16 protein-coding genes are annotated in these 24,475 nt (G+C 40.8%); 15 read left to right on the forward strand and 1 reads right to left on the reverse strand.

All coding sequences use genetic code 11. The annotated features are described in order from the left end of the window. Positions 1-130 precede the first annotated feature (130 nt). From fucP to I6J03_RS19100, 12 genes are all read left to right on the forward strand, one after another. Positions 131-1,396, forward strand: a complete 1,266-nt coding sequence (fucP, locus tag I6J03_RS19045; RefSeq protein ID WP_003002823.1) for an L-fucose:H+ symporter permease — start codon at positions 131-133, stop codon at positions 1,394-1,396. 11 nt (positions 1,397-1,407) lie between these two features. Beyond that, positions 1,408-1,743 carry an L-rhamnose mutarotase gene (locus I6J03_RS19050; protein ID WP_003002819.1) on the forward strand — a complete coding sequence of 112 codons (336 nt, stop codon included), beginning with the start codon at positions 1,408-1,410 and terminating at the stop codon, positions 1,741-1,743. Next, positions 1,743-3,407, forward strand: a complete 1,665-nt coding sequence (locus I6J03_RS19055; protein ID WP_003002817.1) for a UxaA family hydrolase — start codon at positions 1,743-1,745, stop codon at positions 3,405-3,407. Before I6J03_RS19050 ends, I6J03_RS19055 begins: the two co-directional genes overlap by 1 nt. Before the next feature lie 56 nt (positions 3,408-3,463). Continuing rightward, positions 3,464-4,228, forward strand: coding sequence for an SDR family NAD(P)-dependent oxidoreductase (locus tag I6J03_RS19060; protein ID WP_003002814.1), 765 nt, complete (start codon positions 3,464-3,466; stop codon positions 4,226-4,228). A 161-nt stretch (positions 4,229-4,389) separates the two neighbouring features. Beyond that, positions 4,390-5,247, forward strand: a complete 858-nt coding sequence (locus I6J03_RS19065; protein WP_003002812.1) for a fumarylacetoacetate hydrolase family protein — start codon at positions 4,390-4,392, stop codon at positions 5,245-5,247. A gap of 9 nt (positions 5,248-5,256) precedes the next feature. Further along, positions 5,257-6,084: an amidohydrolase family protein gene (locus I6J03_RS19070; protein ID WP_201693900.1), complete on the forward strand. Its 828-nt coding sequence runs from the start codon at positions 5,257-5,259 to the stop codon at positions 6,082-6,084. A 13-nt stretch (positions 6,085-6,097) separates the two neighbouring features. Next, positions 6,098-6,889: an L-fucose dehydrogenase gene (locus tag I6J03_RS19075; protein ID WP_003002806.1), complete on the forward strand. Its 792-nt coding sequence runs from the start codon at positions 6,098-6,100 to the stop codon at positions 6,887-6,889. A 275-nt stretch (positions 6,890-7,164) separates the two neighbouring features. Beyond that, positions 7,165-8,637 (forward strand): sensor histidine kinase, encoded by a 1,473-nt coding sequence (locus tag I6J03_RS19080; RefSeq protein WP_003002804.1) that lies wholly within the window; start codon positions 7,165-7,167, stop codon positions 8,635-8,637. A gap of 137 nt (positions 8,638-8,774) precedes the next feature. Continuing rightward, entirely contained in the window at positions 8,775-11,393 is a 2,619-nt protein-coding gene (locus I6J03_RS19085; RefSeq protein ID WP_232279593.1) for a zinc-dependent metalloprotease, read from the forward strand. Between the two features lie 18 nt (positions 11,394-11,411). After that, entirely contained in the window at positions 11,412-14,750 is a 3,339-nt protein-coding gene (locus tag I6J03_RS19090; RefSeq protein ID WP_003002800.1) for a SusC/RagA family TonB-linked outer membrane protein, read from the forward strand. A gap of 24 nt (positions 14,751-14,774) precedes the next feature. Continuing rightward, on the forward strand, positions 14,775-16,100 hold the full coding sequence (locus I6J03_RS19095; protein ID WP_003002799.1) for a RagB/SusD family nutrient uptake outer membrane protein: 1,326 nt from the start codon (positions 14,775-14,777) through the stop codon (positions 16,098-16,100). A gap of 65 nt (positions 16,101-16,165) precedes the next feature. After that, positions 16,166-16,891 (forward strand): LytR/AlgR family response regulator transcription factor, encoded by a 726-nt coding sequence (locus I6J03_RS19100; protein WP_003002797.1) that lies wholly within the window; start codon positions 16,166-16,168, stop codon positions 16,889-16,891. A gap of 45 nt (positions 16,892-16,936) precedes the next feature. Here the strand turns inward: I6J03_RS19100 and I6J03_RS19105 are convergent, their stop codons facing one another. Next, positions 16,937-18,628: a tetratricopeptide repeat protein gene (locus I6J03_RS19105; protein WP_003002795.1), complete on the reverse strand. Its 1,692-nt coding sequence runs from the start codon at positions 18,626-18,628 to the stop codon at positions 16,937-16,939. Positions 18,629-19,148: 520 nt separating this feature from the next. Here I6J03_RS19105 and I6J03_RS19110 point away from each other — a divergent pair. The 3 genes from I6J03_RS19110 (at position 19,149) to I6J03_RS19120 (ending at position 24,468) form a co-directional block, all read left to right on the forward strand. Further along, positions 19,149-19,751 (forward strand): RNA polymerase sigma factor, encoded by a 603-nt coding sequence (locus I6J03_RS19110; protein WP_003002794.1) that lies wholly within the window; start codon positions 19,149-19,151, stop codon positions 19,749-19,751. Between the two features lie 87 nt (positions 19,752-19,838). Beyond that, complete coding sequence (locus tag I6J03_RS19115; protein ID WP_003002792.1) at positions 19,839-20,933, forward strand: FecR family protein; 1,095 nt, start codon at positions 19,839-19,841, stop codon at positions 20,931-20,933. A 130-nt stretch (positions 20,934-21,063) separates the two neighbouring features. After that, positions 21,064-24,468 carry a TonB-dependent receptor gene (locus tag I6J03_RS19120; RefSeq protein ID WP_039989453.1) on the forward strand — a complete coding sequence of 1,135 codons (3,405 nt, stop codon included), beginning with the start codon at positions 21,064-21,066 and terminating at the stop codon, positions 24,466-24,468. The last annotated feature ends 7 nt before the right edge of the window (positions 24,469-24,475 follow it).

Genomic DNA, 24,475 nt, shown 5'->3' on the forward strand with positions numbered 1-24,475 from the left:
AAATAAGAATTCTTTTATACAAATAAAGGTAAAATAGCTTAATGATTGGGTAATATCCATTAATGTATTGAAAATATTATTTGCGAATTTTACAGTAATCAATTATAAATAATTAGTAAGACAATTACGTATGACAAAAACTAAAAGCTATTCTCTGGCTCTGGTATTGGTGACCTCCCTGTTTTTCTTTTGGGGATTTATTCACAATCTGGATCCGATCCTGATACCGCATTTGCGTATGGCATTCAGCCTCACGACTTTTCAGGCATCGTTAGTGGATTCGGCTGTTTTCATAGCCTATTTTGTAATGGCTATTCCTGCAGGTCTCTTAATGAAAAAATACGGATATAAGGCTGGTATTCTGATCGGTTTGATCTTTTTTGCTTTAGGATGTTTTCTTTTTGTTCCTGCTGCAAATACGATGAGTTATGTTTTCTTTCTGGGCGCATTGTTTGTAGTGGCTTGTGGACTTACCATTCTGGAGACAGCAGCTAATCCTTATGTAACGGTATTAGGAGATCCCAATACAGCTACTCAACGGCTTAATTTTGCACAGTCTTTTAATGGACTGGCCGCTTTTGTCGCTCCTATACTTGGGGGTAAGTATATTCTTACCGAAGAGCCAAAGTCTGCTGAAGAGCTGGCTGCATTAAGTGAGCAGGCCCGTAATGCATATTTACAATTGGAAACTTCTTCTGTGAAACTACCTTATGTCATTCTCGGGGTACTCATTCTGGTTGTAGCAGCTATTTTTTATTTCACCCGTTTACCGGATATTAAAGATGATGAGGAAAAGACAAAATCAGGTTTTTTTCATGCATTTAAGCATAAGAATGTTTCCTGGGCGGTGCTTGCACAGTTCTTTTATGTAGGTGCGCAGGTCTGTGTGCTGAGCTTTCTGGTTCTTTTCGCTACAGACGCCGCTGGCATTCCTCCTCAGGAGGCCAAATATTATGCAGGTGTAGCAGGGCTGGCATTTATGCTGGGACGCTTTGTGGGTACATTCTTTATGAAGTACGTGTCAGCGCCTAAATTGCTGGCTATTTATTCCGTGATATCGATCTTATTATCCTTTGTCGTGATCTTCGCATCCGGAGTGATTACCTTGTATGCACTGATCGGCATTTCATTTTTTATGTCTATCATGTTTCCCACTATTTTTGCAATAGGCGTACAGGGTATAGGATCAGATACGAAGTCTGCATCCAGTCTGATCGTAATGTCCATTGTGGGGGGAGCTATTTTGCCTCCTATCTTAGGCTATATATCGGATCATACCGGTCACCTTCAATATGGATATTTTGTGCCATTGGTATGTTTTGTAGTGGTTTTACTGTTTGCAATGAAGAATAATAAGTTAGTCATAGAAGAGACAGAAGATATTAAAACACATTAATACAATTGATTATGAAGCGATATACATTGGGACTGGATTTGGTTGATGACGCTAAGTTGATAAATGAGTACGAGACTTATCATGCTGCTGTATGGCCGGAGATTAAGAAGTCAATTACGGATGCAGGAGTGGAGTCTATGGAAATTTACAGGTTTGCTAATCGTCTTTTTATGATTATGGAAGTAAATGATAGCTTTTCATTTGAACGTAAAGGGGAGATGGATAGCCTTAATCCTAAAGTGCAGGAATGGGAAGAGTTGATGTGGAAATATCAGGTGGCTATACCGGGGGCTAAGGCCGGTGAAAAATGGGTGCTATTGGATAAAATATTTGATTTAAGTAAGTAATGGAAACTAAAAAACAACTGTTTCTGCAAATCCATCCTTCGGATAATGTGCTGGTGGCTTTACGTGATTTACAGAAAGGAACGTTAATTAATTGGGAAGGTAAGCAATTTGAATTGCTGCAGGATGTGGCTGCCAAACATAAGTTTACAATCACTCCGCTGGCAGCTGATGCTGAAGTGTATATGTATGGTGTACTTGTGGGGAAAGTGAATTATGCCTTGAAGCAGGGTGAATTGATCTCTACAGATAATCTGCGTCATGCTGCTGAAGATTTCAGAATGGGTAAGCGCAAATTAAGCTGGCATAAGCCTGATGTATCTTTGTTTAAAGATAAGACTTTCAATGGATATCACCGTTCTAACGGAACTGTTGGTACAGCTAACTACTGGCTTGTCATTCCTCTGGTGTTTTGCGAAAACAGAAATGTCCTAACCTTGAAGGCTGCTTTTGAAGAAAAGCTGGGGTATAAGGTAAAAGCTAATGACTATACAACTGAAGTAGACGACCTGATCAACCTGTATAAGTCGGGTGCAAATGTAGATGCAATCATTGCGCAGGATCTGAATGCCGGCTCTTCTGATACAGAAGTGAAACGTCTGTTTCCTAATGTGGATGGTATCAAATTTCTGAATCATGATATGGGTTGTGGTGGTACGCGCATGGATTCAGATGCACTTTGCGGTCTGTTGGCTGGTTATATTACTCATCCCAATGTCGCCGGGGCCACAGTATTGAGCTTAGGCTGCCAACATGCACAGGCTTCCATTCTGAAAGATGAAATTCAAAAAAGAGATCCTCAGTTTGATAAACCGCTGTATGTATTTGAGCAGCAGAAAGAAGGCACGGAAAAGGAATTGATGCAAAAGGCTATTAAAGCCACTTTTGCAGGTATGATGCAGGCAAATCAACAGAAACGTAAACCTGCCGGACTGGAAAAATTGTGTATTGGTCTAGAATGTGGTGGTTCTGATGGTTTCTCGGGTATTTCAGCTAATCCGGCTTTAGGTTATTTATCGGATATACTGGTTAGTCTTGGCGGATCGGTAATTCTGGCTGAATTTCCTGAACTATGTGGTGTTGAACAGGAACTTAGTGACAGATGTATAGATGAGGAAACAGCAAGCAAATTCATGAGTCTGATGCGTACATATAATGCTAAGGCTGAGGCTGACGGATCCGGCTTCTATATGAATCCTTCACCCGGGAATATCCGTGACGGCCTTATTACGGATGCGATCAAATCTGCCGGAGCAGCAAAAAAGGGAGGTACCTCTCCTGTAACTGCAGTAGTCGATTATCCCGAACTCGCTAACAAACCCGGCCTGAATCTTCTATGTACTCCCGGTAATGATGTAGAAAGTACTACGGCTGAAGTAGCAGCAGGTGCAAATGTGGTGTTGTTCACTACAGGATTAGGGACACCTACAGGAAATCCTATCACTCCGGTAGTTAAATTATCTACCAATACAAAAACGTATGAGAAGATGCCGGATATCATAGACCTCAACTGCGGGACTATTATTGAAGGTGAGGAAAGTATAGAGCAGGCCGCACATCGCATACTGGATTATGTAATAGCTGTTGCAAACGGTGAGATCAAACCTAAGGCCGTACTGCTGGGTCAGGATGATTTTATTCCATGGAGAAGAGGAGTTTCTTTATAATTTTTTTAGATATAAATATCAACCGGACCATATGGCCGGGATTTTAAGATCATAACATGAGTAAATTACTTAATAAGTCGGCCATTATCACAGGTGGTGGAAGTGGAATCGGGAAAGCCATCAGCTTGTTGTTTGCTGCTGAAGGTGCTGAAGTTCATATTCTGGACCTCAATACGGATGGTGCAGAACAGGTAGTGGAAGAGATTATTGCTGCAGGTGGCAAGGCAAAGGCACACGCTTGTAATGTTGCCACCCAAAGTGAAGTGGTAGCTGTGGTGGAAAGTATCGGTACTGTCGATATTCTGGTAAACAATGCCGGCATAGCCCATGTAGGTAAATTGGAAGGCTGTACTTCCGAAGATTTTGACCGTATATTCAATGTGAATGTTAAAGGCGCCTATAATGCGCTGTATGCAGCTGTGCCGTTAATGAAAAAACAAGGTGGCGGAGCTATTCTGAATATGGCTTCTATTGCTGCATGGGTAGGTATCAGCGACCGGTTTGCATATTCTATGAGTAAAGGAGCCATCTTTGCAATGACTCTTTCTGTTGCACGTGATTATATGGGGGATGGCATTCGTTGTAACAGTATTTCACCGGCACGTGTTCACACTCCATTTGTAGACGGATTTATTGCCAAGAACTATCCCGGGCAGGAGGCTGAAATGTTTGAAAAGCTTTCCAAAAGTCAGCCTATAGGCCGTATGGCTCAGCCGGAAGAGATTGCTAAACTGGCTCTGTTCTTATGTAGTGATGATGCCGGTTTTATCACTGGCAATGACTATCCTATAGACGGCGGCTTTATTAAATTAAATAATTAAGGTCAAAAATTGGAAAATAATAAAAAGAATTAGCAAGTTTGAAAAGCGAATAAAGCTAGTTCAAACCTCAAAATCTACATATTATTGAAATATCTGTTTTGAGTATTCCATTCCGGTTTATCGGGATATAATAAAGACTTTTAAACACAAATTATATACAAATGAAATTAATACGTTTTGGTGAATCCGGAAAAGAAAAAATAGGCGTTCAGATCGATGGCGTTAATTATGACACTTCAGCCCTGGGCGGAGACTATAATGAATCATTTTTCGCTGAAGACGGCTTAGCCCGTTTAGAAGAGTTTGTAAAAGCGAATGAAGGTAAATTATTGGAAATTCCTGCAGATTCTCGTCTTGGAGCACCATTCGCACGTCCTTCCAAGATTGTTTGTATTGGTCTTAACTACAAAGATCATGCAGAAGAGACCGGAGCAGCTATTCCGAAAGAACCTATTATTTTTATGAAATCCACTACTGCATTGGTAGGGCCCTATGATCAGGTTGTTATTCCTAAAAACTCAGTCAAAACAGATTGGGAAGTCGAATTCGGAATTGTAATCGGCAAAAAAGCCTCTTATGTAGAAGAAGCTGAAGCGCTGGATTATGTGGCTGGTTATGTTTTACATAATGATGTTTCTGAACGTGAATTTCAAATCGAGCGCGGAGGCACATGGGACAAAGGAAAAGGTTGTGATACTTTTGCACCTATGGGGCCGTATATGACCACAGCAGATGAGATTGCAGATATCAATAATGTACGTCTGTGGTTAAAAGTTAACGGAAAAACTTACCAGGACGGAAATACGAAAAACTTAATATTCTCTGTTCCTTATATCGTAAGCTATGTATCACAGTTTATGACCTTGTTGCCTGGAGATGTGATCTCTACAGGAACTCCTGCAGGTGTAGGTCTTGGATTTAATCCGCCAATCTATCTGAAAGCCGGAGATGTAATCGAACTGGGTGCAGATGGTTTAGGTGAATCCCGTCAGGAAGTGATTGCTTATCCGGGTAAATAAGTATTAAGTATGCGCATTGATTCCCATCAGCATTTCTGGCATTTTGATCCCGTACGTGATAGCTGGATTACCGATCAAATGGAGGTAATCCGTCGTGATTTTTTACCGCAGGACCTGGAATTTATCTTACAGCGGAATGAGATAGATGGCTGTATTGCGGTGCAGGCTGATCAATCACCTTCAGAAACCGAATTTCTGGTTCGGCTGGCACATCAGCATCCGTTTATAAAAGGAGTCGTTGGATGGGTGGATTTACGGGCTTCGAATATTGATGAATTGCTGAGTACCTATCAGCAAGAGTCTGTGATCAAAGGTTTCAGGCATATAGTAGAAGGAGAGAGCGATCCGGAATTTCTGATAAGAGATAATTTTCAAAACGGACTTTCCCGGTTGAGTCAATACGGCTTTACTTATGATCTGCTCATTCGTCCCCGTCATTACGCAAGTACATTAATCTGTGTCGCTAATCATCCGGATCAACGATTTATACTGGATCATATCGCCAAACCTCCGATCAAATCACAGGAATTCTTTGAATGGGCATCTTTTATAAGTGCGCTTGCTGAATATCCTAACGTGTATTGTAAGGTTTCGGGGCTGGCTACAGAAGCAGATTGGAGTGGCTGGAAACTGGATCATTTCTCTCAGTATCTGAATCATGTTTTTCTATGTTTCGGGAAAGAAAGGATTATGTTCGGATCAGACTGGCCGGTGTGTCTTCTTGCTGCATCGTATGAGGATAATCTGGCTATCGTGGGGTCCAGGCTTGATGATTTTACATCTGCTGAAAAAGAGGCCTTTTGGGGACTGAATGCAGTAAAAGCATATAATCTATAATAAAGAATGTAATATGAACTTAAATCTAAAAGATAAAGTAGTTATTGTCACCGGGGGAGCTAAAGGCATAGGACGAGCTATCGTACTGGCATTGGCTGGTGAGGGAGCTATACCTGTGATCGTAGGTCGCAATGAAGCCGATAATAATAAGGTGAAATCCGAAGTTGCACAACTAGGCATAGAGGCACTTTGTATTGAAGCAGAGTTGTCTGTTCCGGAAGAAAGTGCAAAAGCAGTACATAAAACTCTGGAAGTATATGGTCGTATTGATGGTCTGGTTAATAATGCGGGCGTTAATGATGGTGTAGGCCTTGCTTCCGGCGATTATGAAAAGTTTGTAGCGTCATTGCATAAGAATCTGATTCATTATTATCTGATGGCTCATCATTCACTAGAGGCTCTAAAGCAATCAAAGGGAAGTATAGTGAATATTACGTCCAAGACTGCTGAGACGGGACAAGGAAATACATCTGCTTACGCTGCATCAAATGGAGGCAGAAATGCGCTGACACGTGAATGGGCTGTGGAACTGTTGCCTTATTCTATACGTGTGAATGCCATTGTGGTTGCGGAATCTTCTACACCGCAGTATGATAAGTGGATTCAGACACTTGATAATCCGGAGCAAACGCTTAAGAAAATTACAGATCGTATTCCTTTGGAACATCGGATGACTACTCCGGAAGAGATCGCAAATACTACTATTTTTCTGTTATCCGACAAATCCAGCCATACTACAGGACAATTGATTCATGTAGATGGAGGATATGTTCATCTGGATCGTTCTATTCTGGCTGAAAAGTAATATTCATAAATACAAAATAAACTTTTAAGCGTCATTGTGAGACGAAGAAACGGGATATAATATTCGTTTTTTCAGTATATACAATGACGCTTTTGTTATCTGAGCAGGTGGATGGCTGGATGTTCAGTTTATAAGAGTTTATTTATATGGATACTGTATAATATTTATTTATAGCTCTATATAATAAATTTTGTCAACCGTTTTCGGAATCTTAATCCGTTTATTCCTGAATTTCTAAGGCTAACTTACAGACTTTATGTAGTTTTGCATCCAATATGTCTTCAGGCAAAAAAATATGGAATAAGCGTCGTGTTCTGCTGTTTTCAGGAGGACTTATCACATTTGTTGTTTTGGTATTCTGCATGCTTCATCTGATGAATCAACGACTGGAAAGGCTGAATACTACTATTCTGAAAGAGATAAATGCAGAAAGTGCGCTTCTGGTTCAAAAAGAATTTGATGTTTTTGATCAAAGTATATTTTTGCTGAGAACGCTGGCTGAAACGAAAGAATTTTCTTCCATCGATCTTTTAATTCAGGAAGACAGTAAGAAAAAGTTTATTGCTGGCTATCAGATCTGGAAAGGAAAAGATGAGTCTGTACGATCTATTCTTCACCAACGGCTATTTATTCCTTTAGCAGCTGACCGCTTAAAACTGCTGGGTGTCACGCCTAAGGAAAGTGAAACTGCAACTTTTATAAAAACTCAGGACGGAATGTACATCGTACGTCAGTTAATGCTGGATGACGGAATTTTACAGGTGTATATTGATATAAAGAAGCTTAATGAGTACTTCTGGACCTCTTCTCTGGGTAACAGGTCTTATTTTGAAATTTACAATGCAGACGGAATCTGTCTGATAAATCCGGAACTGGAAAAAGTAGGCGTACAGGATAACCGAAAAGTAAGGCTGGATTATAGCAAGGGAAATGTGGTTATCAATTCTGATTTTATCAACCTTCCTGTCTTAATTCAGAAGTATAAAATACACGGTATATTAGGTGAGTGTGATTTACTGCTGTCTACACTTTTTCTGATAACGGATGAAGAGGTGACTGGTATTGCTAATTTGAGTATACTTCTGGGGTTGGTTCTTGTATTTGCGATTGTAGTCTTTTTGACCATTTTTTATCTGCAGCGCAGAAAAAATCATCGTCTGGAAGTGAATAATCTACATTACCAAAAGGAGCAGGCGCTGTTGAAATTTGAACAGTTACAGGAAAAGATGGATCCTCATTTTCTATTTAACAGTTTAGGAACTTTACAGCAGCTGATAGGTAAAGATGGGCAGCTGGCAAAGAGTTTTGTCACAAAACTGGCTCGCGTATATCGTAAATTGCTGAGTGCAGACGATTCCGGTCTTTCTTTGATTTCAACAGAACTCGAGCTTGCGGAGGAATACTTTTTTTTACAAAAAATTCGTTTCGGAGACGGGCTTTCTCCATTAGATGTGCAGTTGGATCTGTCTCTGCGCAACAGGAAAGTTCCCCGGTTAAGTTTACAAATTCTGCTGGAGAATGCAATCAAACACAATGAAATCTCTGCAGAGAATCCGCTTTCTATCCGCATTTATCAGCAAGATCAACGTATTGTAGTCAGTAATGATCTGCGACTGAGGCTTTCAGGAGATGAATCAAATGGATACGGAACGCAGTTTCTGGCTAATATTTATGATTATTATCAGGTTAGCGGCTTTGAAATTACAGAAGACAAATCCTCCTTTAAAGTCTTTCTGCCCATTATTTAGAAATTGTTTTATTTTTCTTCTGTCTAAAAGGAGGATTCACTCCCGTATTAAGCGGTTTCACGGGTAATCGCTTTATAATTAAGGTATTTCTTTTGATCTTCACTTCTCATTTATTTGACCCTACTTAAAGTATCTTAATGAAAAGCAATTATTTCAGTAGCAACACTAAACTCGCATTTCTTTGTTTATTTTCCACTTCGTTACTCGGCTCATGCCAGCTGATGACCAAAATAGGTCTCAGAAAAGATCATTCAGCTCACACCACATCTGTCGATACCACAAAAAAGGACAGTGTAATGGCTTATGCCAAGATTGCTAAGGATGCAAAAATTGATAGCGGCATCTTTAATATCCTATCAAAAGGCAAAGATTACTATTTTGAGATCCCTCTGAATAAGATGGATAAGGATTTTTTGCTGATCAATAAAATTTCTTCGGTACCTTTGGCCCTGAATGAGGCGGGACTGAATAAGGGGATGAATTTTGAAAATAAAGTACTTCGGTTTACGGTTAAGAAAACACGTAATGAAGTGTGGGTCGGTGAAGCTAAGCCACAGGTAGAGGTACCTCGCCAGGATGCCATAGCAAAATCGGTAGCCGATAATTTTACACAATCATTTATAGAATCATTTAAAATTGAAGGCTACAATGCAGATTCTTCTGCTGTGCTTATCAAAGTCAATAAAGTATTCGACGGAACAGAAAAGAGTTTCAATGATGTATTTACGAACCTGGGACTGGGGACATCGCCGAAAAGTTCGCTTTCAAATGTAGAGCAGATCAAATCTTTCCGTAATAATGTGGTTGTCAGGTCAATTCTGAGCACAAAAGTGACAGAGGGAAATGAATCTGTGCCGATCAGTCTGACGGTGACGAGTAATATATATGAGCTACCGGATAATAAGATGAAGGCACGCTTTGCGGATCCGCGTGTAGGATACTTTACCACGGCACGTTGGTATTTTTCGGATGCTCAGCAGGAAATGGAAAAACGGGAGCTCGTGACTCGCTGGAGATTAGAACCGAAAGATGAGGACAAAGCTCGTTATCTGGCTGGCGAATTGGTTGTTCCTAAGAAACCTATTGTATTTTATATTGATCCTGCTACCCCAAAACAATGGAGAGAGCAGATTATAGCCGGTGTGTACGACTGGCAGAAGGCTTTTGAAGAAGCTGGTTTCAAAGATGCTATTATCGCAAAAGAAGTGCCCGAGGGGATGGATTTTGATATTGATGATGCAAATATTTCTGCCATTACTTATGCTGCTTCCCCACAGGCTAATGCCATGGGACCATCTGTAGTAGACCCGCGGACTGGTGAAATCCTCGAGGCGGACGTCATCTGGTGGCACAATGTGATGACTATATTGAATAGCTGGATGCGTGTACAAACCGGGATAATCGATACCGATGTACGCGGAAATTCCTTCTCGGACGAAAAGATGGCGCATGCTATCCGATTTGTTTCCTCTCATGAAGTGGGACATACCCTTGGTTTAAAGCACAATATGGGTTCTTCTCATAGTTTTCCGGTAGATTCACTTCGTTCGCCGCATTTCACGGAAACAATGGGAGGGACAGCGACTTCCATCATGGACTATGCGCGTTTTAATTATGTAGCACAGCCCGAAGACAATGTCAAAGTGATCACTCCGGTTATCGGCTTATATGATAAGTATGCTATCGGATGGGCATACCGCTGGTATGATAAAACAAATCCCTGGGATGAACTTCCGGAATTGAGAAAGGTGATCGAGACGCACCAGCACAATCCGTATTACTGGTACGGCGAGCAACAGGATGGCAAGAATATCATAGATCCGAGGTCTCAATCTGAAGATCTTGGTGATAACGCTATGAAGGCAGGTGAATATGGATTGCGTAACCTGAAAAGGACGATGCCTCATATTATCAACTGGACAACAGCTAACGGGGAAGATTACTACCGTGCAGGCAAATTGTATATGGCTGTAATCGGACAATGGTATGCATATGCTGATCATGTACTTAACAATATTGGTGGGATCTATCTGGAAAATCCGGTAATGGGCGATGGTAAAAGTGCATATGCTCCTGTACCGCGTGATACACAGATAGACGCCTTGAAATATCTTAAAAATCAGGTTTATTACTTGCCTGAATGGTTATTCAGACAAGATCTGATAACGAAAACATTTCCATTGAAAGATAGTCCTGTCGGTCCGTTTGAATATGCGCCTTATAATCTGAAGCGTGAATTCCAATACAGCATTCTTTACAATCTGGTAAAGGATGAGCGCCTGCTGCGTATGACAGAGATGGAGCTGCTGTTTGGGAAAGACAAAGCCTGGAGTGTAGAAGAATTTCTGACCGCATTACGTAAGGATATTTTCCGCAAATCTTTGAACAAAGAAAATCTGGATTTAGAGACGCGCATGCTTCAGCAAAACTATATTGATGTATTATTGGTTTCTACCAGCAAGAATATGGAAAAGCTGCAAAGTAAAAAACTACAGATCGTAGATCAGTTTTTGAAAGAAGCCAGACCTGAAATCTGCTCTGTTCATGGAACAGCTCACGGATCGGACAAATCTATCCGTAATGTGCATGTATCGGGCATGAGCAGAACTTCTGAAATGCTGACAAGCAAAAGAGCTGAGTTATTTCAGATCCGGACATTATTGATGCAGGCCAGAAATTCGGGCGATATAGCTACAAAAGCACATTATCAGGATTTATTGGCGAGAATAGCGGGAGTACTAAATACAAAAGATTAAGCAACACAAACACCTAACATGAATAGAATTTTATTATTTCTTTTATTTTCCTGTGCGCAGTTATTATATGCACAGGATGTAATTACCATCAAGGGAAGGGTCCTTGATGCCAGCAGTCAAAATCCGATCAGCGGAGTGACTATCCTGCTGGGAAGCTCAGCGGTCAGTGAGGACACAGGAGTTCCGGGACAGATTCAGCAATCTGCTTTGGGAACTTTAACGGATTCAAACGGAGCATTTGAGTTGAAAGTGCCTAAAAACACAGCCTTTATTACTGTGTCATTTGTAGGGTACGAAAGCCAGAATGTAAAAGTAAACGGAGGAGAGAAGACTATTTATCTGCGTACGGAAAATCAGTCGCTGGAAGAAGTTATTGTTACGGGGTATACCGATATCAGTAAACGTAAGAATACTACAGCATATAATAAACTGAAGGTTGCTGAGATCAGACAGGCTGGTGTATCCAGTATCGATCAGTTACTGGAAGGAAAAGTAGCAGGCTTGCAATTGAGTAATCTGAACGGGGGGCCGAACAGTGCACCGCAAATCCGTATCAGAGGTACTGTATCATTAAACGGTACACAGGATCCGTTATGGGTAATCGACGGATTGCCAATAGAGGGAACAGCGCTTCCAAACAGTTTTGACAAGGACAATCTGAATAATCTGACCAATCTGCCTATTGCGGGCATCAATCCGGATGATATTGAAGATATCACCGTACTGAAGGATGCGGCAGCAACTTCTATATACGGAGCACGTGCCGCAAATGGGGTAATTGTGATCACAACCAAAAAAGGTAAAAAAGGACCTGCACAGGTGCAGATCAGTGCCAACAGTTTTGTATCGCAACGTCCGGATTATAATAAACTGAACCTGATGTCATCAAGTGAAAAAGTTGATTTTGAACTGGCCATGGCAAACAGAGCAGATCTGGATTACCGTGCGGACAGAGGGGCTGTTGCCCGTATTCTTGCGACAGGAAATGAACTGGATGCATTCAGAAAAGGCGGATTCAGTGCTTTATCCTCTGCAAGTCAGCAGGCTATCAATACTTTGCGCAATCAGCAGACCAATTGGGGAGACGAGCTTTTTCGTAATGCTGTTAATCAGCAATACACGGCTTCTGTGTCGGGTGGTACGGATGCGCATACATACTATATCTCAGGTGGGTTTTATGATGAGAAAGCTACTACCAAAGGTGTAGATATGCGTCGTTATTCACTTACATTCAGCAACAATTTTAATATCAACAGCAAACTAAAAGGAGGATTAAGCTTGTTGGGATCTGCCACAGACCGACACAATCTGATTCAGGATGCAGATGGCTTTTCTAATCCAAGCAAATATGCACGTACTGCGAATCCTTATTTACAGGTCAGAGATACCCAGGGGAATTATATATATGACCGGGATATAGAAGGGTTTGAAAAGAACACTTATATTCCTTTTAATGTTATCGAGGAGAGAGAAAATACTTCTTACTCCTTGGCGAACAAAAGCATGAAAGCTATCGCTAATCTGGAATATCAGATTATTCCTTCTTTATCAGTACGTACTGAGCTGGGACTCCAGTTTGAAGATGTGGGAACTGAACGTTTTGGAGATAAAGAGTCTTATTTTACCAGAAAATTCAGAGAAAATACCCGCTACTACGATAGTCAGACAAAACAATATAAATACTTCCTGCCGGATGGTGGTATTATTGAAAATAGCAGTAAAAGTGATTTTCAATACAACTGGAAATCTTTTGTGCAGTACAACAAGACATTCAACAGTCGTCATGAACTGGACGTCATGGCCGGTACCGAGCTGAGAAGATCAAAAAATACGCTGATCTCGACAAAAGGATTCGGGTTTAATCCTGTTACACTGACTACGCAGAATATTGTATTTCCAAACAGCAACTACCAGAATAACGGATTATACAGACAATATGCAAAAGCAATAGGAGAGACGGCATATGCTTCATTCTATGCTAATGCATCTTATACATTAGATCGTAAGTATAATGTTTACGGAAGTATACGCTACGACGGTTCGAATATGTTTGGGGTGGATCCAAAATACAGATTCCTTCCTATATGGTCTCTTTCCGGATCATGGAATGCTTCTGAAGAAGATTTTATCAAAGATATAGAAGCTATTTCTATGCTGAAGATACGCGGATCATATGGTATTCAGGGAAATATTGATCGTAATACATATCCGTTTATTGTCGGAAACTACAGTAATGCAACTTTACTGCCTGGAAGTAATGAACCTACTATCGTAGTGACAGCACCTGCCAATGACAAATTGCGTTGGGAGCGTACAGCATCCTGGAATGCCGGATTCGATCTGGGATTATGGAAAAACAGACTGGTAGTCACCGTTGATTACTACAACCGTGACAGTAAAGATCTGATCGGTAATAATGATCTTTCATTAGAGAATGGATTTGACCTTGTACAACGCAACTGGGCTTCAGTCAAGAATGATGGTATAGAGCTTTCTATTTCCAGTAAAAATATCAGCAGAGAACATTTTACCTGGTCTACGGATTTCAATATTGCACACAATCGTAACAAGCTGACACGTGTAGTCGCTAATCCCAAGGCATATATGCCTGACGGAAGAGCAGGGTTCCCGATCAACTCTATGTTTGTGCTGGAAACAGCAGGACTGGATAAGGACGGCGTTCCACAATTCTACGGTGATAACGGACAGGTGGTTTCTTTCGAGGATTTCTATGAGCTGTATGATCCATGGGCAGATTTTCTACCCGGATATAATGTAGCTACTAATATGACGGCAAGTAAGTATCAATCTAAATTTAAGTATAAAGGAAGCCTGGATCCGGAGTTTATCGGAGGTATGACCAACCGGTTCAGATATCATGATTTTGATCTTGCTGTATCCGCCATATTTAATATTAATAAACTGGTAAGACGTACACCTACTTACAATCCTTCATCACTAGACAGAGGAGCGAATAATACACGTGAAATGTTAGCGGTCGTGAAGGGAGAAAGTACATTGCCTGCTCTGGGCAGTTCCAATATTGAGCTGAATGAAAGATGGATGGCTTATAGCTGGATGATGGACAATGATCCGATCAATTCCTTCCAGTTTCTGGATATCTGGTCTAAAAAGATGAGTTATGCGCGTATCAACAGTATCCGTTTAGGGTATACCTTACCTCAATCGGTAAGCAGAAAGATTCGTTCATCTAATCTTCGCGTGAGTGTAGAGGGACGTAATCTGTTTGTATTCGGATCAGATTATACCGGATTTTTTGATCCGGAGACTTATGGTAATAATTATGCGCAGCCTATATCCAAATCTATTGCTTTTGGACTATCTGCCTCATTTTAACACTTATCTATACGAATATACAACATGAAAAAATATACCACATATCTCTGTCTTTTTTTGATGGGAACAGTTTTCTCCTCATGTGACAAATATCTGGACATACAGCCTGTCGGAACGGTAGTTCCTAAGACTGAGGCCGATTTCAGAGCCTTGATGACCAGTGGTTATCAATCGTTTCCTGCACAAAAATCTTATCTGAATCTCCGGACAGATGAACTGGCATTAGATGAAAATTCTACAGATTTGGCTGCAATACGTGATCTTCATCTTTGGAATGATCAAAATCCGGACGCTACAACATTACCTTACGCATGGCTGTCCTTTTACAAGACGATCTTCTATGCTAATCATGTTATCTCAAAAGCGGAAGAAGCAGCCGGTAATACAGAGGCTGTACAGCAGATCCGTGCGGAAGCCTATCTGATGCGTGCCTATTCGCATTTTGAGTTATTGAATTCGTATGCTGAGCAATACAATGCAGGTACGGCAGCGACTGATAAGGGTGTTCCGATATCCATTACTATAGATCTGGAACAAAAATTTCCGGCAGCTACAGTCGCGGCTGTATATAAGCAGATAGAAGCGGATATGCAGGCCGGTAATGCCTTATTGAATGTCAGCGATCAGCCTACAGCTGTAAAATACAGATTCAGCAAGCGTTCATACTATGCTTTTGAATCCCGTCTGAGATTGTATAAAGGAGAATGGAAACTAGCTATGGATGCAGCAGAAAAGGCTTTGGCTATCAAAGCTGATCTGGCAGACCTTAATAAAACCGGGACTGTGCTACCTAACGATTTTGAATCGCCAGAAATGATTCAGGCCTGGGAAGAGGTTGGTAAATCCAATGTAAGCACATCCACATTTATTTCATCAAAATTATTAGGCTTGTATAACCAAAAAGATGACTTGCGTTTCGCACGCTATTTTGGAAAACAAGGAAGCCGTAATTACGTTTCTTTAAAAGGTGGAAATATCCGTTATAATGTCAGTTTCCGAAATGCAGAATTATATCTGATTATTGCTGAAACAGCTGCACGTCTGGGAGACCGGCCTAAGGCTATAGGTGCTTTGACAACATTGTTGAAGAATCGACTGACACCAACCTACTTTGCGACACGCAGCACTGAACTAAATGCGATGCCGGATGCTGACCTGCTGAAAGAGATCATTACAGAACGTGCACGCGAATTGGCTCTGGAAGGTCTTCGCTGGAACGATATGAAACGTACAGATCGTCCGGAAGTTATTCATACTTTCTTCGGAAAAGAATACCGTCTTATCCAGAATGATCCGCGCTATGTGATTCGCTATCCTAAGGAAGCAATTGAAAAAAATCCTGATCTATAGTCATATATATGTAGATAGATATCCCCGTTCTTTAGAGAGTGGGGATTTTTTTTTAATTTCACGGCATGGCAATTCGTGTACTGATCGTAGAGGATGAAAGCTGGGCTTCAGAGAGCCTGCTGGAAATGTTGACGGAGCTGTGGAACGATGAGTATACTGCCGTTGTCAAATCTACTGTCCGGGATGTAATCAGTTGGTTAGGGAAAAATGAGACCGATCTTATTTTTATGGATATCCATCTTGGAGATGGCCTTAGCTTTGATATTTTCAATCATATCAAAATTCAGACTCCCGTTATTTTTACAACTGCATTTGATGAGTATGCATTGGAGGCATTCCGTAATCAGGGGTATGCTTACCTGCTAAAACCCTTTGAATTACCTGAACTGAAAGAAGCACTCAGTAAAGTGGAATCTCTTTTGCCGCGTGAGGAGATCGTACCCCAGTATAAAAACAGATTTCTGGTGCGTTATGGTATCCGGTTAAAATCTGTACCCGTAGAAGACATTGCGTATTTCATGGCTGATGATAAGCTTTTATACGGTTTTTCGGTGCAGGGAGATCGTTTTATTGTAGATGATACATTGAGTAAACTTGCCCCGAGATTAGATCCTGCATTTTTCTTTCAGATCAACCGTAAATTTATAATACATATCCAGTCTATTGCCGAAATGGTAAAGATGAGCCGCAACCGTATTAAACTACAATTGCATCCTCAGATACTGGACAATCTGGAGATTATTGTCAGTGAGGAGAAATCCAATGATTTTCAATTGTGGCTCGACAAATAAATCCTCTACATTTGCTGATGCGAACACCAGCAAATGTAGAGGACGTTACTTACCAAATAATTTTCTGAAGAAATTATCAGATCCGGAATTCTTTATATTTTCTTCTGCCACCTTCAGATTATCGGATACCATCTGGCTAAAATTGTATTGAAGTGATTGTCTGTAGTTTTGGGCTGCTTGTGCATACAGCTCAAGATCCAGTTGCGCACTACCCAGATGCTCATATAATTCTGCTACAATATCATCCGTGACACCTTCTTGCTGAGGCAGTACCTGTATGGCACTATCAGCATAGAAAATAGTTTTTTCATTTTCTGTCAGATGATAAGCACAATGTGTAGCCCAATACGCACACCAGAAATCAGGATTACCCATTGTGATACTTTGTTCAAAGCAATCAAGAGCAGCTTCATTATCTCTTTTATGTGCTACATAGAGATAGCCCATATTGTAAAAGGCCACTTGTGCGGATCGGATAGCCTCACGCTCGGAAGCCAGGTGTATGGCGTACTGATAACATTCTATTGCCTTGTCATAATTACCTTCTTCTGTAAAGATATTTGCCCGGGAGATCAATATACTTGGATTATCCGGCATTTCTTCCAGCAAAGCCTCTGTTTCTGCTGCTGCAGTAGCCGTATCCGGTTGTATGCCCAATGCAGCTTCAGCATTCGCTTTGTATATAAAAAAGTTGGTAAAGCAACGCACTATTTCAGGATCACTGATCAGCGGATCTGTAGCATCAATAGCATAGTATTCTTCCTGACCCAAAGAAATCCATTCCAATGCCTCTTCATGGTTTTTTAGTTCCATATGGGCATTACAGATATGATCTATTGTATTGAAATAAGTCAGAAAATCCATCTGTTCGGCAAAATCATCTATCAACAGTTCACCATCCTTTACAACTTCTGCAGAATTACCGGATTCCAGATATGCCCCGAACCTGTTTTGAAGAATTGCTGAGAAATAACTGTATTGCATACCTTCAGTGGTGACAGCCACTGCTTTGTCAGGTTGATCAAGCAGTCTCATTTCTACAGCCAGATTGTTGCAACACATCGCAAATGTGTGCGGATCTTCATTAAGTGGATTACCTGTTTTTTCCACTATTGTATTTCTGTACAGGCTGTATGCGCGCTCATAGTAGGATGTTTTCAGGCTTGTTAATCTTTTTCTTTCCGTTTCAGGCATTTCGGAATATTGATTTAGCAGGTAATTGATCTCTACACCTGCATTATATACCTCCATTGCCTCATCAGTCTCCATATTGATATGCAGGCTGGAAAAATCAGGTTGTGCAGTATTCCTATTGCGGATATTGAAGATACGGATCTGCAGGGTGGGAGAGGAGGATATGGCTACTGCCTTTTCGTAATATTTTGTTGCTGCTTCCCAGTCCTTCAACCAATAGAGTGCAGAACCTGCATGACGGATGCAGCTGTAATGCTCTGGTGCCAATGCTATTCCTTGTTTGCTCCACTGCACACACTGTATAAGCGCCTCTTCGCGGTCAGAATTAAAAATTTCGTTATTATCTAACGCTATAAGCCCGAGTATGGCACATAGATCCGGGTCGGGAGAGGTTTCATTCCATGTGTTGACTTGTTGATATAACTCGCTCAGTTCAGAGAGGTTTTCCGGCAGACAATGTCCTTGTATCCAATTCCTCGCTGCTAATTTATAGTTTCCTTCCTGAAGCGCCTGCCATGCCTGTTGCTGTAATGTTGTTTTCATTTTGTCACAGTATAATATATGGGGTAGAATTTCGGTATTGATTGAAGATCTGGCAGCCTTATCTTACACATAATCCGGATGACCTAATCTTTTACCTATTATTTATCTAAAATATATGGATTACCCTCAACATACGACAGTTGTTTACAATTCGTTACAAATGGTTTATGATTCGTATTCTAAGAAAGCTAAAAATGTAGTGTAGAGAGCTGTTTTTTTTTAATTTAACCTTATTTTGCTTATTCTGAAGATCATCCTATCAGGTAATAAAAATGTATCAGATAACAATGGTAATTAAGGAAGTTTATATTGATTTATTAATTCGAAAACACTTTCTTTTTACTATATGTTGATGCTGGGATCTTTCATTTCAGCTAAGGATGGAATAGCGTGACCATGTATTCTTCACATCATTTACAATACGTTTTTTATTCTGAAAATAAGCGCTATAATTTTTACTTTTTAGATTTCTTCTTTAATTTGTGTCCTGTAAACTTAAATTTTTGATTCCCGGTCATATATGAAATATCCAGTTCCTGAAAAGCAGATTATACTCGCATTGTCGAATGGAGATGAACGTGCATTTGAGGCTATTTATGGGCAGTATTTTCAGTCTGTATATCTGTTTGTGCAGGGATATGTCAAATCTCCGGATCTGGCTCAGGATATCTGTCAGGAGATATTTATGAAAGTCTGGGACAACAGAGAGCGGTTTGTTAAAGTACTGTCTTTCCGACACTATTTGTTTACGCTCGCGAAAAACCATACACTCAATCACCTCAGGTCAATTTCCAGATCAAATGTATCTATACAGGAATTACTCCGTTATTATCCGCTGGAAGAACAGACCACGGGGAATAGTATACAAGAGAAGGAATACGAAAAGTTTATTCAGCGGGCTTTCGAAAACCTTTCACCAACGGCAAAACAGGTTTTTGACCTGTGCAGAGAAAAACAAATGACTTACGATCAGGTCGCAAAGGAAATGGGATTCAGCCGTGATGCCGTTAAAAAATACATGGTGCAGACCATGAAAACATTCAGATCGCTGATATCCGGCCCTTTGGATATTCATTTTTGTGTACTTCTTTATTTTTCAATTGATTATATTTTATTTAAATAAAATATAAAATATCCGGTACCCTAAAGACTCTTTGCGGTGTCATTATATTAAAGGGTGCATCTCAAACCTTTACAGATAACCAATTTCATGGATAATAAAGAATTTTATAAACAACTGGTGCAACGTTATCATAGTGGTAAAGCTAATGAACAGGAAATTGCTTTGTTTCTGGAATTGCTAAGAACTGGTCAGATTGAAGACATAGTGGAGAGTCATATGGAGGAACAGTCAGGTGTTGAAGAAAAAAAAATACAAAAAACACGTTATTATCGTTTTTTTAAATATGCTGCAGCATTATTATTGGTCACTTTGACAGGAGCTTCATTGTTCTATAACTGGTATGAGAGCGAAAGGAAGATGGAGATAGCACGGATGAATAATATAGGTCCGGCGACTGCTAAAGCGATCTTAAAATTAGCAGATGGCCGACATATAATGTTAGATTCCACATTCGGAGAGCTGATTATTCAGGACAGCGCCGTTAAAGATCAATCTGGGAAAATGGTACATCAGGGGGAAAATGAATATTATGAAGTCAATGTACCCAAGGGTGGTACCTTTCATCTCAACCTCAGCGATGGCTCAAAAGTATGGCTGAATTCGGGTAGTACACTTCGGTTTCCACAAAAATTCGCAGGCAATCTCCGTAAAATTGAACTGAAAGGGGAAGCGTTCTTCGAAGTCAGAAAACAGACCGGAAGTGCCGGTGAACGGATACCCTTTATTGTACAAACCTCAAAACAGACAGTTGAAGTTCTGGGAACCAGTTTTAATGTCAAAGCCTATGGTGAAGAGAACGAGTCTGCGACTTTATTCACCGGACTTGTCAGACTAAAGAATAATAAAAATAACCATGAAAAAATGTTGTCCCCGGGTAGTAAAGCAGTTTTGGAGCGGAATGGTGAATTTAAGGTCGGAATAGCTGACCTGGAGGAAGAAGGGAGCTGGCGATCAGATGCTTTTGTATTTAATGAAACTCCGATAAACGATATTTTAAATCAGTTGAGCCGATGGTATAATGTGGATATAGACTTTATAGGTTCTGCTGAATACAGTTTTAACGGATATCTGCAGCGAAATGTATCACTTGGAGAAGCACTGGAAACATTAAAAGGAACCGGAGAACTTGACTATCAGTACCAGAATCACAAAGTAATTATAAAACAGAAGAAAACTAAATAGCCTATGCATCATAAATAAACTATAAAAAAGAAAACGGTGAAGTTCCAGCAACACCGTTTAAATCCAGTTCAATTGACTAAAATAGAGGTAGTCAGTATTAATCAATTTATAAACTAAATCAACCAAATGTATGAATTTAATCATATTATTCAAACAGTCTTTTGGCCTGAAGTACGTATGTCGAAGGTCATCAACCGAAAAGTCTGTACTTTGGATAAAGTGCACAACCCTGTTCCTGTGTCTGATGCTTTGTCATGTATACAGCAGTGCTTATTCACAAAATATCAACCTGTCTTTTAAAAACGAAAAATTAGGCAAAGTATTAAAATCAATCAGTCAGCAGAGCGGGTACAGAGTCTTCTATAACAGCGAATTGCTGAAAGGAACAAAACCGGTCAGTATAGATGTAAAAGCCGGCACGCTTAACAACGTACTGGATCTTGTTTTTGTCAATCAACCGTTGAGCTACAGGCTGGAGGGCAGATCTATTCTGATCAGCAGGCAGACGGCTGCGAAGAATATGGTAGTCCATACCCCGGCCGAAGATTTTCAGGAAGCAATTACAGGTACAGTCACAGACAGTACGGGCAGGAGTCTTTCCGGAGTTACCGTAAAAATAAAAGGAACAAACAGCAGTACTGCCACAGATGCACAGGGCTACTTTAAGCTGACAAGATCACAACAAGGTCATGTCACACTGGTATTCTCCTATATCGGTTATCAAACTCTTGAAAGTATATATACAGGAAGTCCGCTGCAGGTGGCCATGAAAACAGAGGTATCTGATATAGCGGAGATCGTGGTCATCGGATACGGTACAGTAAAAAAATCAGATCTTACGGGATCGGTTTCTACTATATCTTCAGCTCAGCTTAGTCAGGTTAACGGGGTCTCCAACGTTGCACAGGCTTTACAGGGACATGCTCCGGGTGTACGTGTCAATCAGGCTTCAGGTCAGCCGGGTGAAGGCATGAAAATTCAGATCAGAGGAACAAACTCTCTGGGAGCTAGTAACGATCCCTTGTATGTGGTGGATGGTATGATGCTCGACGGACTGACTGCTCAGATTAATCCGGATGATATAGCAAGCGTCTCTGTTTTGAAAGATGCATCCTCTACAGCGATTTATGGTTCGAGAGGTGCAAACGGGGTCGTGATGATTACAACTAAAAAAGGCGCATCCGGTAAAAAGAAAATTTCGTACAACAACTATTTCGGAACACAGCGGCTGCGTAAAAAGATCGATGTCGTTAATGCCATAGATTTTGCTACACTTCAGAATGAAGTCGCTGCCAATGACGGCAAACCCTTACCCTGGACACAGGCACAGATTAATGATCTTGGCGAAGGTACCGACTGGCAGGATCTGGTGTACAGAGCCGCTCCTGTACAAACCCATAACTTAAGTATTAGCGGAGGTAATCAGGATACCAAATATTTTACTTCATTCGGATACTTTGATCAGGATGGTATTATCCGCAATTCCGGATTCCAGCGTTTGTCTCTACGAACCAATATCGATCATAAGTTGTTTGAAAAAATTAATCTTACAACCAATTTAAGTATTCAAAATTCAGCTTACGACCGTGCGCAATATCAAAGTGCGGATGGTAGCGGAGGGATTCCCTGGTCTTCAATGGTACTGCCTCCTACCATGCAGGTGTATGATGCGAATGGCAATTATACAAAGTTTACCGGAGTATCCTGGGGAGAGACTAACCCGGTCGGTATATCTGAAAACTGGAAGAATAGAAATAACAGCCTCCGTCTTATCGGTAATGTAGCCCTTTCGTATGAGATTCTAGATGGGCTTAAATTAAAACTAAGCGCAGGACTGGATCATGCATACAATAAACAGGATACATATTTTCCAGGAAACATCAGTCTGGGTCAGCGAATTGTCGATGGGAAGCCTGTATTTGGAGTGGCAAACAAAAATTATGGCAGTTCTTCTACTTTTATCAATGATAATATTCTGGAATATCAGAAGCAATTTGGAGATAAGCACAAACTGGACGCACTGGTGGGGTTGACTTATCAGACTAGCAGAAACGATGGATTGAATAGTGGTAGCGGAGTAGGCTTTGCAAGTGATACTTATGAAACATCAAATATTCAGTCTGCTATAACCAAAGCACTTCCTTCATCTTCATTTGGCGACAACAGGTTACTTTCTTATATGGCTAGGGCGAATTATTCCTATGCAGATAAATATTTTCTGACGGTCTCCGGCAGGAGGGATGGTTCATCCCGTTTTGGAGCCAATAATAAATATGCCTTTTTTCCCTCAGCTGCAGTTGCCTGGGCAGTATCACAGGAGGATTTTTTAAAGGATAACCCGACATTGTCGCTTTTAAAAATCAGAACTTCCTATGGAGAATCCGGCAATCAGGCTATTGCTAACTATCAGACACTAGCTAATGTTTCGGGTACAGATGCAATATTTAATAATCAGATTAATACCGGATTTATTTTGGCGGCACTTGAAAATGCAAATCTGAAATGGGAGACAACCCGCCAGTATGATATAGGACTGGATATGGGATTGTTTAACAACAAAATCCAGATCGTAGCCGATTATTATAACAAACGTACCAAAGATCTGCTGTTAAATGTGACTTTGCCCGGATCTGGTGGATTTAGTTCTGTACTGCAGAATATTGGTGTAGTACAAAATAAAGGTTTTGAATTTCAAATCTCTGCTCAGCCCCGGTTGGGAGAGCATCTGAGGTGGAAACCTTCTTTCAATATCTCCTTTAACCGTACAAAAGTTCTGGATATGGGTGTGGATGCTTATGGCAATCCGGTTACGTTCAAAGAGATCGGTACTGGCGGTAACTGGTTTCCCACCATCGTAGGTCAGTCTATGATGCAATTGTACGGATACACAGTAGAAGGGATTTATCAGACCGATCAGGAAGCTATAGCTAACGGAGAACCCTCCAAGAAAGCCGGAGATTACAGATTTAAGAACTGGGACGGACAGGGAACTGTCAATGATCAGGATGACCGTAGGGTATTGAGCCGGTTGGAACCTAAGTTTACATTTGGTTTTAATAACGGGTTTACCTACAAGAATTTTGATTTTTCCTTTATGATGGTAGGTAGTTACGGGAATGATATTGTGAATGAATTCAGAAAGTACAACATCTCCCTGAACGGGAGTTGGGCACCTACTCAGGAAGGCTTTGACAATCGCTGGAAAGGAAGCGGACAGGGAAATACGTTTGATAAGCCGAGTGCCAATAGTGGTAGCGCTATCCGGGATTATGCAAACTCGCTATGGGTAGAAAACGGGTCTTATCTGCGCCTGCGCGATGTGACGCTGGGTTATACCTTACCTGCGGAGTTAACAAACAGGTTGCGAATTTCGGGAGTAAGGATATATGTCAGTGCTCAAAACTATCTCACGATCACCAATTACAGTGGCTTCGATCCGGAAGTTTCCTGGGCCTCAGCAGCTGTAAACGGATGGGATAGAGGAAACTATCCTGCTACCAAATCAATTACAGCGGGTATAAAAGTAGATTTTTAAAATTCAA

Origin of the sequence: Sphingobacterium spiritivorum (assembly GCF_016724845.1) — a bacterium.
GTDB classification, from domain to species: Bacteria; Bacteroidota; Bacteroidia; order Sphingobacteriales; family Sphingobacteriaceae; genus Sphingobacterium; species Sphingobacterium spiritivorum_A.

Excerpts from the sequence above, each read along its gene's own strand:
- fucP (WP_003002823.1), top strand. The coding sequence starts at position 131 with ATGACAAAAACTAAAAGCTATTCTCTGGCTCTGGTATTGGTGACCTCC.
- I6J03_RS19050 (WP_003002819.1), top strand. The coding sequence starts at position 1,408 with ATGAAGCGATATACATTGGGACTGGATTTGGTTGATGACGCTAAGTTG.
- I6J03_RS19055 (WP_003002817.1), top strand. The coding sequence starts at position 1,743 with ATGGAAACTAAAAAACAACTGTTTCTGCAAATCCATCCTTCGGATAAT.
- I6J03_RS19060 (WP_003002814.1), top strand. The coding sequence starts at position 3,464 with ATGAGTAAATTACTTAATAAGTCGGCCATTATCACAGGTGGTGGAAGT.
- I6J03_RS19065 (WP_003002812.1), top strand. The coding sequence starts at position 4,390 with ATGAAATTAATACGTTTTGGTGAATCCGGAAAAGAAAAAATAGGCGTT.
- I6J03_RS19070 (WP_201693900.1), top strand. The coding sequence starts at position 5,257 with ATGCGCATTGATTCCCATCAGCATTTCTGGCATTTTGATCCCGTACGT.
- I6J03_RS19075 (WP_003002806.1), top strand. The coding sequence starts at position 6,098 with ATGAACTTAAATCTAAAAGATAAAGTAGTTATTGTCACCGGGGGAGCT.
- I6J03_RS19080 (WP_003002804.1), top strand. The coding sequence starts at position 7,165 with ATGTCTTCAGGCAAAAAAATATGGAATAAGCGTCGTGTTCTGCTGTTT.
- I6J03_RS19085 (WP_232279593.1), top strand. The coding sequence starts at position 8,775 with ATGAAAAGCAATTATTTCAGTAGCAACACTAAACTCGCATTTCTTTGT.
- I6J03_RS19090 (WP_003002800.1), top strand. The coding sequence starts at position 11,412 with ATGAATAGAATTTTATTATTTCTTTTATTTTCCTGTGCGCAGTTATTA.
- I6J03_RS19095 (WP_003002799.1), top strand. The coding sequence starts at position 14,775 with ATGAAAAAATATACCACATATCTCTGTCTTTTTTTGATGGGAACAGTT.
- I6J03_RS19100 (WP_003002797.1), top strand. The coding sequence starts at position 16,166 with ATGGCAATTCGTGTACTGATCGTAGAGGATGAAAGCTGGGCTTCAGAG.
- I6J03_RS19105 (WP_003002795.1), bottom strand. The coding sequence starts at position 18,628 with ATGAAAACAACATTACAGCAACAGGCATGGCAGGCGCTTCAGGAAGGA.
- I6J03_RS19110 (WP_003002794.1), top strand. The coding sequence starts at position 19,149 with ATGAAATATCCAGTTCCTGAAAAGCAGATTATACTCGCATTGTCGAAT.
- I6J03_RS19115 (WP_003002792.1), top strand. The coding sequence starts at position 19,839 with ATGGATAATAAAGAATTTTATAAACAACTGGTGCAACGTTATCATAGT.
- I6J03_RS19120 (WP_039989453.1), top strand. The coding sequence starts at position 21,064 with ATGAATTTAATCATATTATTCAAACAGTCTTTTGGCCTGAAGTACGTA.